Source organism: Nocardioides sp. B129/18 (assembly GCF_055282735.1).
Genome location: NZ_JBUZJI010000038.1, coordinates 12143 through 27293 on the forward strand (window position 1 = coordinate 12143; position 15151 = coordinate 27293).

The 15151-nt window shown below is 73.9% G+C and carries 11 protein-coding genes; 8 read left to right on the plus strand and 3 right to left on the minus strand.

Features of this window, described 5'->3' with window-relative positions; translation table 11 throughout:
* Positions 1 to 76 precede the first annotated feature (76 nt).
* From ACZDWJ_RS18740 to ACZDWJ_RS18750, 3 genes are read left to right on the plus strand one after another with little or no spacing between them, the layout of a single operon-like run.
* Positions 77 to 4954, plus strand: a complete 4878-nt coding sequence (locus ACZDWJ_RS18740) for an NAD-glutamate dehydrogenase (RefSeq protein WP_463523544.1) — start codon at positions 77 to 79, stop codon at positions 4952 to 4954.
* A gap of 30 nt (positions 4955 to 4984) precedes the next feature.
* Positions 4985 to 6397 (plus strand): amidase, encoded by a 1413-nt coding sequence (locus tag ACZDWJ_RS18745; RefSeq protein WP_463523522.1) that lies wholly within the window; start codon positions 4985 to 4987, stop codon positions 6395 to 6397.
* 17 nt (positions 6398 to 6414) lie between these two features.
* Positions 6415 to 7446 (plus strand): SDR family NAD(P)-dependent oxidoreductase, encoded by a 1032-nt coding sequence (locus ACZDWJ_RS18750; RefSeq protein WP_463523524.1) that lies wholly within the window; start codon positions 6415 to 6417, stop codon positions 7444 to 7446.
* Here ACZDWJ_RS18750 and ACZDWJ_RS18755 read toward each other — a convergent pair.
* Positions 7371 to 8228 (minus strand): VOC family protein, encoded by an 858-nt coding sequence (locus ACZDWJ_RS18755; RefSeq protein ID WP_463523526.1) that lies wholly within the window; start codon positions 8226 to 8228, stop codon positions 7371 to 7373. The genes ACZDWJ_RS18750 and ACZDWJ_RS18755 overlap by 76 nt on opposite strands.
* A gap of 65 nt (positions 8229 to 8293) precedes the next feature.
* Positions 8294 to 9235 (minus strand): non-homologous end joining protein Ku, encoded by a 942-nt coding sequence (gene ku / locus ACZDWJ_RS18760; RefSeq protein WP_463523528.1) that lies wholly within the window; start codon positions 9233 to 9235, stop codon positions 8294 to 8296.
* Between the two features lie 18 nt (positions 9236 to 9253).
* On the opposite strand from ku, the gene ligD (ACZDWJ_RS18765) reads away from it, so the two are divergent.
* The 4 genes from ligD (ACZDWJ_RS18765) to ACZDWJ_RS18780 are packed head-to-tail and all read left to right on the plus strand — an operon-like array spanning position 9254 to position 13797.
* Positions 9254 to 10183 carry a non-homologous end-joining DNA ligase gene (gene ligD, locus ACZDWJ_RS18765; RefSeq protein ID WP_463523530.1) on the plus strand — a complete coding sequence of 310 codons (930 nt, stop codon included), beginning with the start codon at positions 9254 to 9256 and terminating at the stop codon, positions 10181 to 10183.
* Positions 10180 to 11121 (plus strand): non-homologous end-joining DNA ligase, encoded by a 942-nt coding sequence (gene ligD / locus ACZDWJ_RS18770; protein ID WP_463523532.1) that lies wholly within the window; start codon positions 10180 to 10182, stop codon positions 11119 to 11121. The genes ligD (ACZDWJ_RS18765) and ligD (ACZDWJ_RS18770) overlap by 4 nt, the downstream gene beginning before the upstream one ends.
* Before the next feature lie 20 nt (positions 11122 to 11141).
* Positions 11142 to 11834 (plus strand): response regulator transcription factor, encoded by a 693-nt coding sequence (locus ACZDWJ_RS18775; RefSeq protein WP_463523534.1) that lies wholly within the window; start codon positions 11142 to 11144, stop codon positions 11832 to 11834.
* A gap of 25 nt (positions 11835 to 11859) precedes the next feature.
* Complete coding sequence (locus ACZDWJ_RS18780; RefSeq protein WP_463523536.1) at positions 11860 to 13797, plus strand: alpha-amylase family protein; 1938 nt, start codon at positions 11860 to 11862, stop codon at positions 13795 to 13797.
* Between the two features lie 97 nt (positions 13798 to 13894).
* On the opposite strand, the gene ACZDWJ_RS18785 is transcribed toward ACZDWJ_RS18780, so the two are convergent.
* Positions 13895 to 14467, minus strand: a complete 573-nt coding sequence (locus tag ACZDWJ_RS18785) for a TetR/AcrR family transcriptional regulator (RefSeq protein ID WP_463523538.1) — start codon at positions 14465 to 14467, stop codon at positions 13895 to 13897.
* 46 nt (positions 14468 to 14513) lie between these two features.
* Here ACZDWJ_RS18785 and ACZDWJ_RS18790 point away from each other — a divergent pair.
* On the plus strand, positions 14514 to 15151 hold a 638-nt coding region (locus ACZDWJ_RS18790; protein ID WP_463523540.1), incomplete at its 3' end, for an oxygenase MpaB family protein.

The following is a 15151-nucleotide window of genomic DNA, read 5'->3' on the forward strand; positions in this document are numbered from 1 at the left end:
CCCCCCCCCCCCCCCCCCCACCCGGGACCCCGCGTGGACCTGCGCGAAGCCAGGCCCTAGCGTGAAGGGCGTGTCAATGGCGACGCATGATCCAGACCTGTCCGACCTCGTCCAGCGGGCCGCGGAGGCCGCGCGCTCCGGCACCGGCAGCGGCGGTCCGCCGCACGCCGCGATCGCCGAGCTGCTGGGCGGCTACTACCAGCACGTCGCGGCCGAGGATCTCGCCGGCCGCACCGAGACCGACGTCTGGGGCGCCTTCGCCAGCCAGCACCGGCTCGCCGGCGAGCGTCCGCAGGGCACCGCGCGCGTGCGCGTCCTCACTCCGACCCTCGCCGAGCACGGCTGGTCGGCCGGCGGGCACAGCGTCGTCGAGGTCGTCACCGACGACATGCCCTTCCTCGTCGACAGCCTGACGATGGAGCTGGGCCGTCAGCGCCGCGACGTGCACCTGGTGATCCACCCGCACTTCGACGTCCGCCGCGACGTCACCGGCGCGCTGAAGGACCTCGAGCCCGTCGAGGACGGCTCGGTGCGCCCCGACGGCGACACCCTGCGCGAGTCGTGGATGCACGTCGAGATCGACCGCCTGCCCGAGGGCGAGGACGTCCCCCCGATCGTCGAGGCCGTCCAGCGCGTGCTGCGCGACGTCCGCGAGGCCGTCGAGGACTGGACGCGCACCCGCCAGCGGATGCTCGACGTCGTCGAGGAGCTGCGCGCCACGCCGCCGCCCCTGGAGGCCGACGAGGTCCGTCAGGGCGCCGAGCTGCTCGAGTGGCTCGCCGACGACCACTTCACCTTCCTCGGCTACCGCGAGTACCTCCTCGAGGAGCTGCCCGGCCACGGCGGCGAGGGCGTCGACGAGGCGCTGCGCGCCGTCCCCGGCACCGGCCTGGGCATCCTGCGCGCCGACCAGGACCTCTCGGCCTCCTTCGACCGCCTGCCCGACGCCGTCAAGGTGCGGGCGCGGGAGAGGAGCCTGCTGGTGCTGGCCAAGGCCAACTCCCGCTCCACCGTCCACCGTCCGGCCTACCTCGACTACGTGGGCGTCAAGACCTTCGACGCCGCCGGCGAGGTCGTCGGCGAGCGCCGGTTCCTCGGCCTGTTCTCCTCCACCGCCTACGCGGAGTCGCTCACCCGCATCCCGCTGCTGCGGGAGAAGGCCGGCGAGGTGCTGCGCCGCAGCGGCTTCGACCCGCGCTCCTACGCCGGCCGCGCGCTGATGGACACCCTCGAGACCTATCCGCGCGACGAGCTGTTCCACACCGGCGTCGACGAGCTGACGCCGATGGCGCTGGCCGCCATGCAGGCCCGCGAGCGGCGGGCCGTCCGCGCGATCGTGCGCCGCGACACCTACGGCCGCTACGTCTCGGTGCTCGTCTACCTGCCGCGCGACCGCTACAACACCGCGGTCCGCGAGCGGTTCAGCCAGATCCTCCTCGACCGCCTCCACGGCGAGTCGGTGGAGTTCACCGTGCGCATCAACGAGTCCACGACCGCCCGCGTGCACTTCGTCGTCCGGCTTCCGCAGGACGGCGTGCTGCCCGAGATCGACACCGCCGACCTCGAGCGGCGCCTCGCCGAGGCCTCGCGCAACTGGCGCGACGACTTCCTCGGCGCCGTCATCGCCGAGTACGGCGAGGAGCACGGCGCCGGTCTGGGCCGCCGCTACGCCGAGGCGTTCCCCGAGGCCTACAAGGAGGACTTCAGCCCGCGCACCGCGGCCGTCGACCTCGGCCGTCTCGAGGACATCGAGGGCGAGGAGGGGCTCGACCTCTCCCTCTACGAGCAGCTCGACGCCGGCCGCGGCGAGGCCCGCCTCAAGGTCTACCGGGTCGGCTCGCCGCTCTCGCTCTCCGAGGTGCTGCCGATGCTGGCCAGCCTCGGCGTCGAGATCGTCGACGAGCGGCCCTACGCGCTGGTGGGCCTGCCGCGTCCCTCGCACGTCTACGAGTTCGGCCTGCGCTACGGCGGGGCCCTGCCCGACCACGCCCGTCAGCTCGTCCAGGACGCCCTGCGCGCCGTGTGGGAGGGCCGCAACGAGATCGACGGCTTCAACGGCCTGGTGCTCGCCGCCGGGCTGAGCTGGCGGCAGGCCACGGTGCTGCGCGCGTACGCGAAGTACCTGCGGCAGGGCGGCTCGCCGTTCGCCCAGGAGTCCCTCGAGGCCTGCCTGCGCGCCAACGTCGACATCACCCGGCTGCTGGTGCGGCTCTTCGAGGTGCGCTTCGACCCCGCGGCCACCGTGGCGCGCGAGTCCGGCGGCGAGGAGGAGCTCGTCGAGCGCATCCACGCCGCGCTCGAGGACGTCGCCAGCCTCGACCACGACCGCATCCTGCGCACCTACCTCACCCACATCCGGGCGACGCTGCGCACCAACTGGTTCCAGCCCGACGCCGAGGGGCTCTCGAAGAACTACCTCAGCCTCAAGCTCGAGCCCTCGCAGATCCCCGACCTGCCCGAGCCGCGGCCGCGCTTCGAGATCTTCGTGTACTCCGCGCGGGTCGAGGGCGTCCACCTGCGCTTCGGCTCGGTGGCGCGCGGCGGCCTGCGCTGGTCGGACCGGCGCGACGACTTCCGCACCGAGGTGCTCGGCCTGGTCAAGGCGCAGATGGTGAAGAACACCGTCATCGTGCCCGTGGGCGCGAAGGGCGGCTTCGTCGCCAAGGCGCTGCCCGACCCCACGGTCGACCGCGAGGCCTGGCTGGCCGAGGGCATCGCGTCCTACCGCACCTTCATCTCCGGGCTGCTCGACCTCACCGACAACCTCGTCGACGGCGTCACGGTGCCGCCGCCGAGCGTGGTGCGGCACGACGGCGACGACTCCTACCTCGTCGTCGCGGCCGACAAGGGCACCGCCACCTTCTCCGACATCGCCAACGACGTCGCGAAGAGCTACGGCTTCTGGCTCGGCGACGCCTTCGCCAGCGGCGGCTCGGTGGGCTACGACCACAAGGCCATGGGCATCACCGCCAAGGGCGCGTGGGTCTCGGTGCGCCGCCACTTCCGCGAGCGCGGCATCGACTGCCAGGCCGAGGACTTCACCTGCGTCGGCGTCGGCGACATGAGCGGCGACGTGTTCGGCAACGGCATGCTCTGCTCCGAGCACATCCGGCTCGTGGCCGCCTTCGACCACCGCGACATCTTCCTCGACCCCGCCCCCGACGCCGCGCGCTCCTTCGTCGAGCGGCAGCGGATGTTCGCCCTGCCCCGCTCGTCGTGGCGCGACTACGACGCCTCCCTCATCTCCGAGGGCGGCGGCGTGTTCTCGCGCAGCCTGAAGTCGGTGCCGATCAGCCCGCAGGTGCGCACGGCGCTGGGCCTGGCCGACGACGTCGAGCACCTGACGCCGGCCGACCTCATGCGCGCGATCCTGCAGGCGCCGGTCGACCTGCTGTGGAACGGCGGCATCGGCACCTACGTCAAGGGCTCGGGGGAGTCCCACGCCGAGGTCGGCGACAAGGCCAACGACGCCATCCGCGTCGACGGCCGCGACGTCCGCGCCCACTGCGTCGGCGAGGGCGGCAACCTGGGGCTCACCCAGGCCGGCCGCGTCGAGTACGCCCAGCAGGGCAACGGCGGTGCCGGGGGTCGCATCAACACCGACTTCATCGACAACTCCGCGGGCGTCGACACCTCCGACCACGAGGTCAACATCAAGATCCTGCTCGACCGGGTGGTCGCCGCCGGCGACCTCACCGTCAAGCAGCGCGGCGAGCTGCTCGCCGAGATGACCGACGAGGTCGGCACGCTCGTGCTGCGCGACAACTACGAGCAGAACCTCGCCCTGGCCAACGCCGCGTTCGCCGCGCCCTCGCTGCTCCACGTCCACGAGGACTGGATGCGGGCGTTGGAGAAGCGCGGCGTGCTGCACCGCGAGATCGAGGGCCTGCCCTCGCGCACCGAGGTGCGTCGTCGCCTCGAGCGCAAGGAGGGCCTGACCCTGCCCGAGCTCTCGGTGCTGCTCTCGTGGACCAAGATCGTGCTCGCCGACGAGCTGCTGGAGTCCGACCTCCCGGAGGACCCCTACCTCGACGAGGACCTGCGGGCCTACTTCCCCTCGGCGATGCGCGAGCGGTTCGCCGCGCAGATCGAGGAGCACCCGCTGCGGCGCGAGGTGATCGTGACGCAGGTGGTCAACGACCTCGTCAACGGCGCGGGCATGACCTTCTGGCCGCGCCTGGCGGGGGAGACGGGCGCGACGGCGGCCGAGCTGACCCGCGCCAACTTCGTGGCCCGCGAGATCTACGCCTCGCTGCCGCTGCGCCAGGAGATCGCCTCCTTCGACAACGCGCTGCCCGCGGAGCTGCAGACCCGGATGCGCCTGGAGATGCGCACGCTGGTGGAGCGGGCCTCGCGCTGGCTGGTCACGCACCGGCGGCCGCCGCTGGACAGCGCCGCCACGGTCGAGCACTTCGCGGCCCCGGTGCAGGAGACCCTGGCCCAGCTGCCGGAGGTCATGAGCGGCCGCGAGCTCGACGGCTACCACCAGCGTCGCGACGAGCTGGTCGAGCAGGGCGTCCCGCGCGAGCTCGCCTCGCGCATCGCGGTGCTGCCGCCGGCCTACGCGGTGCTCGGCGTCGTCGACGTCGCCACCGCGCTGGGCCTGGACCCCACCGAGGTGGCCCGCGTGCACTTCGCGCTCGGCGAGCGGCTGGGCCTGCCCGCGCTCAGCGAGCGGGTCTACGGCCTGCCCCGCGACGACCGCTGGCAGACGATGGCCCGCGCGGCGCTGCGCGACGACCTCCACGGCGTCCATGTGGCCCTGACCCAGCAGGTGCTCGAGAGCACCGACGGCTCGGAGTCGGCGACCGCCCGGGTGGCCACCTGGGAGGACTCCGACGCCGTGCGCATCGGCCGCGCCGCCCGCACCCTGGAGGAGATCTGCGCCGACGACGCCGCCGACCTCGCCCGGATGTCGGTGGGCCTGCGCGTGGTGCGCGGACTCCTGGCCTGAGCCGGCGGCCCTCGTGTGAGACTCCGGCGTGTGGACGCACACGCCGGAGTCATCGAGACCGCAGCCGCCGTCGCCGCCGGGGAGGTGAGCGCCGCCGCGGTGCTCGAGGCCGCCCTGGAGCGCATCGACCGTCTCGACGCCGGTGCGCAGGGCCTGAACGCCTTCACCGTCGTGCTGCGCGAGAGCGCGCGGGCCGAGGCGGCCGCCATCGACGCCGCCCTGGCCGCCGGCCGCACGCTCGGCCCGCTGGCCGGCGTCCCGGTGGCGATCAAGGAGGAGCTGGCCGTCGCCGGCACCGTCACGACCTTCGGCGGGCGCGGCAACAGCACGCCGGCGTCCGCCGACTCCGAGGTCGTGCGCCGGCTGCGCGCCGCGGGCGCGGTGATCATCGGCAAGACCACGATGCCGGAGTTCGGCGCCTGGCCGTTCACCGAGTCGCGCGCCACCGGCATCACGCGCAACCCCTGGCGTCGCGACCACACGCCCGGCGGCTCCAGCGGCGGCACCGCGGCGGCGGTCTCCTCCGGCATGGTGCCGGTGGCCATCGGCGGTGACGGCGGCGGCTCGATCCGCATCCCCAGCGCCTGCTGCGGCCTCTACGGCCTCAAGCCCCAGCGGGGCCGCGTCACCAGCGCGCCCGAGCCGCACCTGTGGTGGGCGCTGGGCACCTGCGGCCCGCTGGCGCGCAGCGTCGCCGACGCCGCGCTCGTCTACGACGTCATCCGCGGCTCGCTGCCCGGCGACCTCTTCCACGCGGGGCCGGTGGACTCCTTCGCCGAGGCGGCCGCCCGCGAGCCGGGTCGGCTGCGGATCGGCTGGACGACGCGTCCGGTCGCCCGGGGCGTGCGTCCCGACGCCGCCTCCGTGCAGGCCCTGCGGGAGACCGTCGACCTGCTGACCTCGCTGGGCCACGACGTCCGCGAGATCGAGCCGCGCTACCCCGACCCGACGGCCGCGTTCGTCCCGCAGTTCCTCGCGGGCATCCGCAGCGAGGCCGACGGCGTCGAGCACTACGACCGGCTCGAGCGCACCACCCGCGAGACCTACCGGCTCGGCAGCTGGGTGACGCCGCGGGTGCGCGACTGGGCGCTGCGCCGCTCCGAGGCGGTGTCCGTCGCCGCCAACCGCGTCTTCGACGACATCGACGTGCTGCTCACCCCGGCCCTGGCCACCCGCCCGCCGAAGGTCGGGCGGCTCGAGGGGCGCGTGCTCGGGGCGGGCACGCTGACGATGGCGCTGCGCTCGATGCCGATGATCGCCTACGCCGCGCTGTGGAACGTGGCCGGCAACCCGGCGGCGTCGGTGCCGGTGGGCGTCGGCGCCGACGGCCTGCCGCTGGCGGTGCAGCTGGTCGGACCCACGGACGGCGAGCCGCTGCTGCTCTCGCTGTCGGCGCAGATCGAGGCCGCTCGCCCGTGGACGCGCGTGGCTCCGTCGTCCTGAGGGGGCAGACTGCAGGGGTGTCCTCGCTGCGTCTGCCCTCGGTCCGCTCCGTCCTCGCCGCGCCGGTGACGCTGCCGCGCACGACGCCGCTGCTCGCCGGTCCGACGGCGCTGGCGCGACGGGCCGTGGCCGGTCCGCTCGGCCTGCCCAGCCCGCTGCGCGGACGCGTCGTGGTCGTCACCGGAGCCTCCTCCGGCATCGGTGAGGCCACCGCCCACGCCGCGGCCGGCGTCGGCGCCCACGTGGTGCTGGTGGCACGGCGCGCCGAGGAGCTGGAGCGGGTGGCCGACGAGATCGCCGCCGAGGGCGGATCCGTCACCTGGCACGCCTGCGACCTCACCGACGCCGAGGCCATCGACGCCCTCGTCGCGCGGCTGCTCGCCGACCACGGCGCGGTCGACTACCTCGTCAACAACGCCGGCCGCTCGATCCGTCGGAGCCTGGCGCTCAGCACCGACCGGGTGCACGACTTCGAGCGCACCATGGCCATCAACTACCTCGGGCCGGTGCGCCTCACCCTCGGGCTGCTGCCCGCGATGCGCGCCCAGCGGTTCGGGCACGTCGTCAACATCGTGTCGTGGGGCGTGCAGATCAAGGCGCCGAAGTTCTCCGCCTACCTGGCCTCGAAGGCCGCGCTCGACACCTTCAGCAGGATCGCCGGCCGCGAGACCTTCGCGGAGAACGTCACCTTCACCAACGTGCGGGTCTCGCTGGTGCAGACCCCGATGACCGCGCCGACCGAGGCCTACGCCGGCCGCGGCGCGACGCCCGAGCAGGCCGCGCGTCGCATCCTGCGGGCCCTGGAGGACCGGCCGATCACGCTCGACGTCGTCGCCGGCCGGGCGGGCGAGGTGTTCAACCTCCTCGCCCCCCGGCTCAGCGACGCCCTCTTCGCCGGCTTCGACGCGCTCTTCCCCGACTCCGCCGCCGCGAAGGCCACGGTGCGGGGCGGCGCGGACGGGGCGGGTGCGGCTCAGGACTCCGGCAGCGCCTCGGCGAGCTTGAAGGCGGCTCCGGTGGGGTCGCAGAGCGTGGCCAGCCGGCCGTAGGGCGTCTCGTGCGGCGCGTCGATCACCTGCGCGCCGGCGGCCGCACAGGCGGCGACCGACGCCTCGACGTCCTCGACCATCCAGTACACCTGCCAGGCCGACACCGCGCCGGGCCAGCCGGAGGCGTCCATGACGCCGGCGAGCGCGTCGTCGGGGGCGATCTCGGCGCCGGCCTCGGGTCGCACGACCTGCGTGTAGCGGAAGTCGGGGGTGTCGGACATCGTCGAGAGCGTGCAGCCGAACACGTCGCGGTAGAAGGCCAGCGCCTCCTCGTAGCCCTGGGCGGCGTGCAGCTCGAACCAGTATGGGGCGCCGACCTCGCGCACCGCGGAGAAGCCGTGGTGCGCGGCCGGCTGCCAGGCGCCGACCGCGGCGCCGCTGGGGTCGACGACCTGCGCGAACCAGCCGAGCTCGCCCACCTGGGCGGGCTCGACGATCACGGGGGCGCCGGCGTCACGCGCTCGCTGGACGGTGGCGTGGATGTCGTCGGTGTGGAGGTAGACCGTCCACGCGCTCGGCAGCGAGGGGTCGAAGGTGTTGCCCATGAGGCCGGCGATCCAGCCGTCGCCGCGGGTGAAGTTCGCGTAGCCGCCGAAGTCCGCGTTCGGCTCGGTGCAGCCCCAGCCGAGGATGGCGGGATAGAAGGCGCGGGCGCGCTCGGCGTCGAGGGTGAAGAGCTCGGCCCAGACGGGCTGGCCCGGAGCGGGGGCGGTGGGCCTGGCGGGCCTGGCGGGCATGGCGGGCACGGCGGCCTCCTGGTGGCGGGCGGGTGTGAGGGTCATGCCTGCTTCGACCGCCGCCGCCACCGGAACTCATCGGTGCCGTGCACGACGGCGCCGCGGAGGCGTCAGCTGGCCTTCTTCGCGGTCTTCTTGGCGGTGGTCTTCTTCGCGGCGGTCTTCTTGGCAGGGGCCTTCCTCGCCGCCGTCTTCTTCGCCGCAGTTCTCTTCGTGGCGGCCTTCTTCGTGGCCTTCGCCGGCGCCTGCGTCGAGTCCGCCGGCTCCTCGCCGCGCGCCTCCTGCGCGGCGGCCACCGAGCGCTGCAGGGCCGCGAGGAGGTCGACGACCTCGCCGGAGGTCTTGGTGGAGGTCTCGGTGCGCTGCACCTCGCCGCCCTCGATCTTCGCCTTCACCAGCGCCTGCACGGCCTCGGCGTAGTCGTCCTCGAACTCCTCGGGGTCGAAGTCGCCGGCGAGGGTCTCGACGAGCATCCGCGCCATGGAGACCTCGGCGTCCTTGATCTCGCCGAGGTCCTCCAGCGACACCGAGAAGTCGGGGACGCGCACCTCGTCGGGCCACATCATCGTCTGCAGGACGATGACGTCCTCGCGCACGCGCAGCACCGCGACGGTCGTGCGCTGGCGCAGCGCGACGGTGACCACCGCGACGCGGTCGGAGTCCTGCAGGGCCTGGCGCAGCAGGGCGTACGGCTTCGCGCCCGCCTTCTCCGGCTCGAGGTAGTAGCTCTTCTCGAACAGCATCGGGTCGATCTGCTCGGAGGGCACGAACTTCTCCACCGAGATCTCGCGCGAGGACGTCGACGGCAGCTCGCGCAGGTCGTCGTCGGTGAGGACGACCATCTCGCCGTCCTCGGTCTCGTAGCCCTTGGCGATGTCGGAGTAGGGCACCTCCTCGCCGTCGACGGCGCAGATGCGCTGGTAGCGGATCCGGCCGCCGTCGCTCACGTGCACCTGGCGGAAGGACACGTCGTGGGACTCGGTGGCGGCGTACAGCTTCACGGGGACGCTGACCAGGCCGAAGGAGACCGCGCCTTTCCAGATGGCTCGCATGGGCCCAAGGATGGACCCATGCGTCCCATGCTCGCCACCAAGGGCACTCGCCCACCCGCGGGGGAGGAGTGGCTCCACGAGGTGAAGTGGGACGGCGTCCGCGCGCTCGTCGAGGTCGGCCGCGACGGCGGCGTGCGGATGACCAGCCGCAACGAGAACGCCATCACCGCGGCCTGGCCCGACGTCGCCGAGGCCGGCCCGCAGGGCCGTGACCTGCTCGTGGACGGCGAGGTGATCGCCCTCGACGACCGCGGCGTCCCGGACTTCCGGGTGCTGCAGGAGCGCATCCACGTGCGCCGTCGCGAGCAGGCGCTGCGCTGGGCCCGGCAGCGACCGGCGGTGCTGATGGTCTTCGACGTGCTGCGCCTCGACGGCCGCGACCTCACCGACCTCCCGCTGACCCAGCGGCGCGCGATCCTCGAGGGCCTGCGCGACGACGGCCTCGGCGCCTGGCAGGTGCCCGATCCCTACGACGACGGCGCGATGCTCTTCGAGGCCACCGCCGCGCAGGGGCTGGAGGGCGTGGTGAGCAAGCGCCGCGACTCCCGCTACCGCCCCGGCGAGCGCAGCCCGCACTGGCTGAAGATGCCGCACCGCACCCGGGCGTCGTACGTCGTCGGGGGCTGGCGTCCGCAGGAGGGCACGAGCGACCGGCTCGCGGCGGTCCTGGTGGGCGAGCCGACGCCGGACGGCCTGGCCTACCGTGGCCGCGTGGGCAGCGGCATCTCGACGACGCTCTCCCGCAGGCTGCGCGAGCTGCTCGACCCGCTGGAGAGCGACGCCAGCCCCTTCGCCGACGAGGTGCCGCGCGCCGACGCGCTGGGCACGCGCTGGGTCGAGGCGCGCGTCGTCGTCGACGTCGAGACCCACGGCGTCGGCCACCAGCGGCTGCGGCAGCCGTCCTTCCAGGGCGTGCGCGCCGACCTCGCGCCGGAGGACCTCGGATGACGCCGGCGAGCGCACCGGGGGAGTCGGTGCGGGTCGAGGTCGAGGGCCGCACGCTGACCATCAACAACCTCGACAAGGTGCTCTACCCGCGCACCGGCACCACCAAGGGCGAGGTGCTGCACTACTACGCCACGATCGCGCCGGTGCTGCTCCCGCACCTGGCCGGCCGCCCGATCACCCGCATGCGCTGGCCCCACGGGGTGGGCGACGCCGGGTTCGTGGAGAAGAACGCGCCCGCCGGCACGCCGTCGTGGGTGCGCACCGTCACCGTGCCCACCACCGGCTCGCGGGCCTGGGGCGCGACGGGGGAGCGGCCGCGCTCGGACACCCTCACGATGCCGCTGGTCGAGGACCTCGCCACGCTCACCTGGCTGGCCAACCTGGCGGCCATCGAGCTGCACGCGCATCAGTGGAGCGTCGACCGGACGGGGCGTCCTCGCGGCGCCGACCGGCTCGTCGTCGACCTCGACCCCGGCGAGCCCGCCGGGCTCCAGGAGTGCTGCCAGGTGGCGCTGCTGGTGCGCGAGCGGCTGGCCGACCGCGGGCTGGCCTGCCTCCCCGTGCTCTCGGGCTCCAAGGGCCTGCACCTCTACGCCCCGCTGCCGCGCCGGCGTCCCGGTGAGGAGACCACCGCCCTGGCCAAGGAGATCGCCGAGGACCTCCAGCGGGAGCGGCCCCGCGAGGTCACCGCGACGATGACCAAGGCGCGTCGCGGCGGGAAGGTCTTCCTCGACTGGTCGCAGAACGCCGCGGCCAAGACCACCGTCGCGCCCTACTCGCTGCGGGGGCGCGAGCTGCCCTGCGTCGCGGCGCCGGTCACCTGGGACGAGGTCGCGGCGGGTGCCGCGGACCCCGTCGGCCTGGAGCAGCTGCGGTTCACCGACGTGCTCGAGCGGGTGGCGCGCCGGGGCGACCTCTTCGCCCCGGACGTCGCGTGATCGCACGCTAGGGTTTCCCCATGTCGAAGCGGGTGCTGGTCGTGGAGGACGAGGAGGACATCTCCTTCCCCCTCGTGCGCACCCTCGAGCGTGAGGGCTACGAGGTCCGCTCGGTCGAGAGCGGTGCCGCGGCCCTCAAGGAGATCGGCCTCGCGCCGCTCGATCTCGTCATCCTCGACCTCGGGCTGCCCGACATGGACGGCCTCGACGTCTGCAAGCAGGCCCGCGAGGGCGGCTACACCGGCGCGATCATGATCGTCACCGGCCGCTCCGCCGAGCTCGACCGCGTCGTGGGCCTCGACTACGGCGCCGACGACTACCTCGTCAAGCCCTTCGGCGTCGCCGAGCTGCAGGCCCGGGTGCGGGCGCTGCTGCGCCGCGTCGGCGGGGCCGCTGCCGTCGAGCAGGTCGACCCCGACGGCCTGCGCATCGACATCGACGCCCGTCGCGTCTACTCCGGCGACCGCGAGGTGCCCCTGACGGGCAAGGAGTTCGACGTCCTGGCGATCCTCGCCTCCCACCGCGACAAGGTCGTCTCCCGCGGCCGGCTGATGGCCGACGTGTGGGACGAGAACTGGTACGGCTCCACCAAGACCCTCGACGTCACCATCGGGCGGCTGCGCCAGAAGCTCGAGAGCGTCGGCGTGCGCGAGAAGGTCGTCGCCGTGCGCGGCGTCGGATTCCGCCTCGAGGGGGCCGGCTCCAGCCAGTGACCGCGGGTTCCGCCATGATGTGCGCGTGGTGATCCCCGTCACAGCGTCCTTGCCGGTGCCCGCCGCGGTGCGGGCCGCCGTCGACGCGCGCCTCGCCGCCCTCCCCGCGCACCGCCGCACGACCTTCGCCCTGCGCCTGGAGCGGTGGTGGCCCGACCTGCGCGTCGCGCTCGAGGGGCTCTACGCCGACCCCGACGCCGTCGCCGCGCGCCTGGTCGCGATCGCCGCCGACGGGTTCGCCGAGCGCGACGAGGAGCTGCACGCGCTCGACGAGCGACGCCTGCTGCGCCCCGACTGGCTCCAGCGTCCCGAGCAGCTCGGCTACGCCTGCTACGCCGAGCGGTTCGCCGGCGACCTCGCCGGGGTGGGCGAGCGGCTGGACTACCTCCAGGAGCTCGGCGTCACCTACCTGCACCTCATGCCGCTGCTGCGTCCGCGCGAGGGCGACAACGACGGCGGCTACGCCGTGGCCGACTACCGCGAGGTGCGCGCCGACCTCGGCACGATGGACGACCTCTCCGCGCTCGCGGGCCGGCTGCGCGAGCGCGGCATGAGCCTGGTCGTCGACCTCGTGCTCAACCACGTCGCCCGTGAGCACGCCTGGGCGCAGGCCGCCCGGGCCGGCGACGCCCGCTACCGCGACTACTTCCTGGTCTACCCCGACCGCGAGGTGCCCGACGCCTACGAGGCCACGGTGCCGGAGGTCTTCCCCGACTTCGCGCCCGGCAGCTTCACCCACGACCCCGACCTCGACGGCTGGGTCTGGACGACGTTCAACTCCTGGCAGTGGGACCTCAACTGGGCCAACCCCGAGGTGCTCGCCGAGCTCGCGGAGGTCGTCCTGCTGCTGGCCAACCGCGGCGTCGAGGTGCTGCGCCTGGACGCCATCGCCTTCCTCTGGAAGCGGCTCGGCACGACCTGCCAGAACGAGCCCGAGGTGCACCGCATCACCCAGGCGCTGCGCACGGTGGCCCGCATCGCCGCGCCCGCGCTGGCCTTCAAGGCCGAGGCGATCGTCGGCCCGCGCGACCTCGTCGCCTACCTCGGCACCGGCGAGCACGCCGGCCGCGTGAGCGATCTGGCCTACCACAACACGCTGATGGTGCAGATCTGGTCGATGCTCGCCGCGCGCGACACCCGGCTGGCCCGGCACGCGCTCGCCGCGCTGCCCGCCAAACCGTCGACGGCCACCTGGATCACCTACGTGCGCTGCCACGACGACATCGGCTGGGCCGTCGACGACGCCGACGCCGCGGCCGTCGGGCTCTCCGGCCACCTGCACCGCGCGTTCCTCTCCGACTGGTACGGCGGCGAGTTCGACGGATCGTGGGCCGAGGGCCTGGTCTTCCAGCACAACCCCGCCACCGGCGACCGTCGCATCAGCGGCACCAGTGCCTCGCTCTCCGGGCTCGGCGCGCACCGGCTCGACCCCGACGGCGCGTTCGCCCGGATGCTCCTCGCCCACGCCGTCGTCGCCGGCTGGGGCGGCGTCCCGGTGATCTGGAGCGGCGACGAGCTCGCCCTGCCCGACGACCCCGACTGGGCCGCCGAGCCCGGCCACGGCGACGACAACCGCTGGGCCCACCGCCCGCGGGTCACCGACGCCGACCGCGCCCGTCGCCTCGACCCCGACTCCGACGCCGGCCGGGCCTTCACCGCCCTCGCCCACCTCGCCCGCACCCGCGCGTCGCTGCCCCAGCTGCACGGCAGCGTCACCCCGGAGGTGCTCCTCGACACCGACGACGGCCTGCTCGTCCTCGTCCGCCGCCACCCCGCCGGCGCGATGGTGGCGCTCTACAACGTCACCCCCGAGCCGCGTCCCTTCAGCCGTCAGCGCCTCGAGCACCTGCTCCCCGGCGCCCCCGGCCTGCTCCTCCACGACGCCCTCTCCGGCGACCCGATCGTCAGCGGCGACGAGGTGCTCGTCCCGAGCTATGCGGCGTGGTGGGTGGTGCGGGGCTGAGGCGGGGCAGCTTCCCCGGATATCCGGGGAGACTGGACGTTGTCAGGGGAAGTTACCCCTGACAACGTCCAGTTCTCCCTGACCTGATCTGCCCCGATCACGCCGGACGAGCGACGCCGAGCACGGCGCGGGCGACGGCGTCGGGCCCGAGGTGGGCCGCGCCGAGCAGCGCGTGGGAGAGCCCGAGGGCGTAGAGCAGCGCGAAGGCGTCGTCGGCGGCGCGCTCGTCGGCGTCCAGGCGGGTGCGCAGCCAGGCGGTGACGACGTCGCGGATCGCGGTGCGTGCCTCGTCGTTGCGGGCGGCGACGTCGGCGTCGTCGGCGAGCTCGACGAGGAAGGCCCGCATCGCGGCGCGGTGGCGGGCGAAGATCGCCAGCGCTGCAGCAGCGAGGTCGGCGGCGGCGGCGACGGGGTCCGCGACGAGGTCGGCGTCGGCGAAGGCGGAGCGCGTCGCCTCGATCATCGACGCCTGCTCGCGGGCCTGCAGGGCGGAGAGGAGGCCGGAGCGGTCGCCGAAGCGGTGGTAGAGCGAGCCGTTGGAGATGCCCGATCGCTCCGAGACCGCCGCGACGGTGACCGCCGCCAGCCCGCCCTCGGCGAGCAGCGCCGCGGCGGCGTCGAGGAGCCGCTCGGCGGAGGTCTCGCTGCGGGACTGCTGGGGGCGGCGCACGAGGTGACCCTAGCAATAATGGAGCGAGTGCTCTAGTTTAGCCCGCATGAGCCTGACGATCTGCGGCCGACGCTTCGGCGGCGTCGCGCGCGACCACTGGTGGCGCCACAACCTCGCACTCGACCCCGAGACCGACTACGTCGAGATCTACCGGGTCGTGGTGCAGCACGAGTTCCCGTGGGACTTCAACCAGGCGCTCTCCTTCGCGCTCTTCCGCACCTACGCCGTCCCGGGCATCGGCCGGCTCCTGCACGACACCGGCGCGTTCACCGAGGCCACCCAGCGGCGCTACGACGACACCACGCTGCTCCTCGAGCCGCCGCTCACCCACGGCTTCGAGCACCCCGAGGCGCGCGCGGCGATCCGCCGGATCAACCAGATGCACCGCAGCTACGACATCCCCAACCACGAGATGCTCTACGTGCTCTCCACGTTCGTCGTCGTCCCGAAGCGCTGGCTCGACGACTACGGCAAGCGCCGCCTCTCCGACGGCGAGCTGCGCGCGTCGGTGAACTACTACCGCGCGCTGGGCCGCCACATGGGCATCCGCGACGTCCCGGAGACCTACGACGAGTTCGCGCGCCTCATGGACGACTACGAGCGCGAGCACTTCGGCTTCGACGCCGGCGGGCGCGCCGTCGCCGACGCCACCCTGCGGCTGATGCTCACCTTCTATCCCAGCGG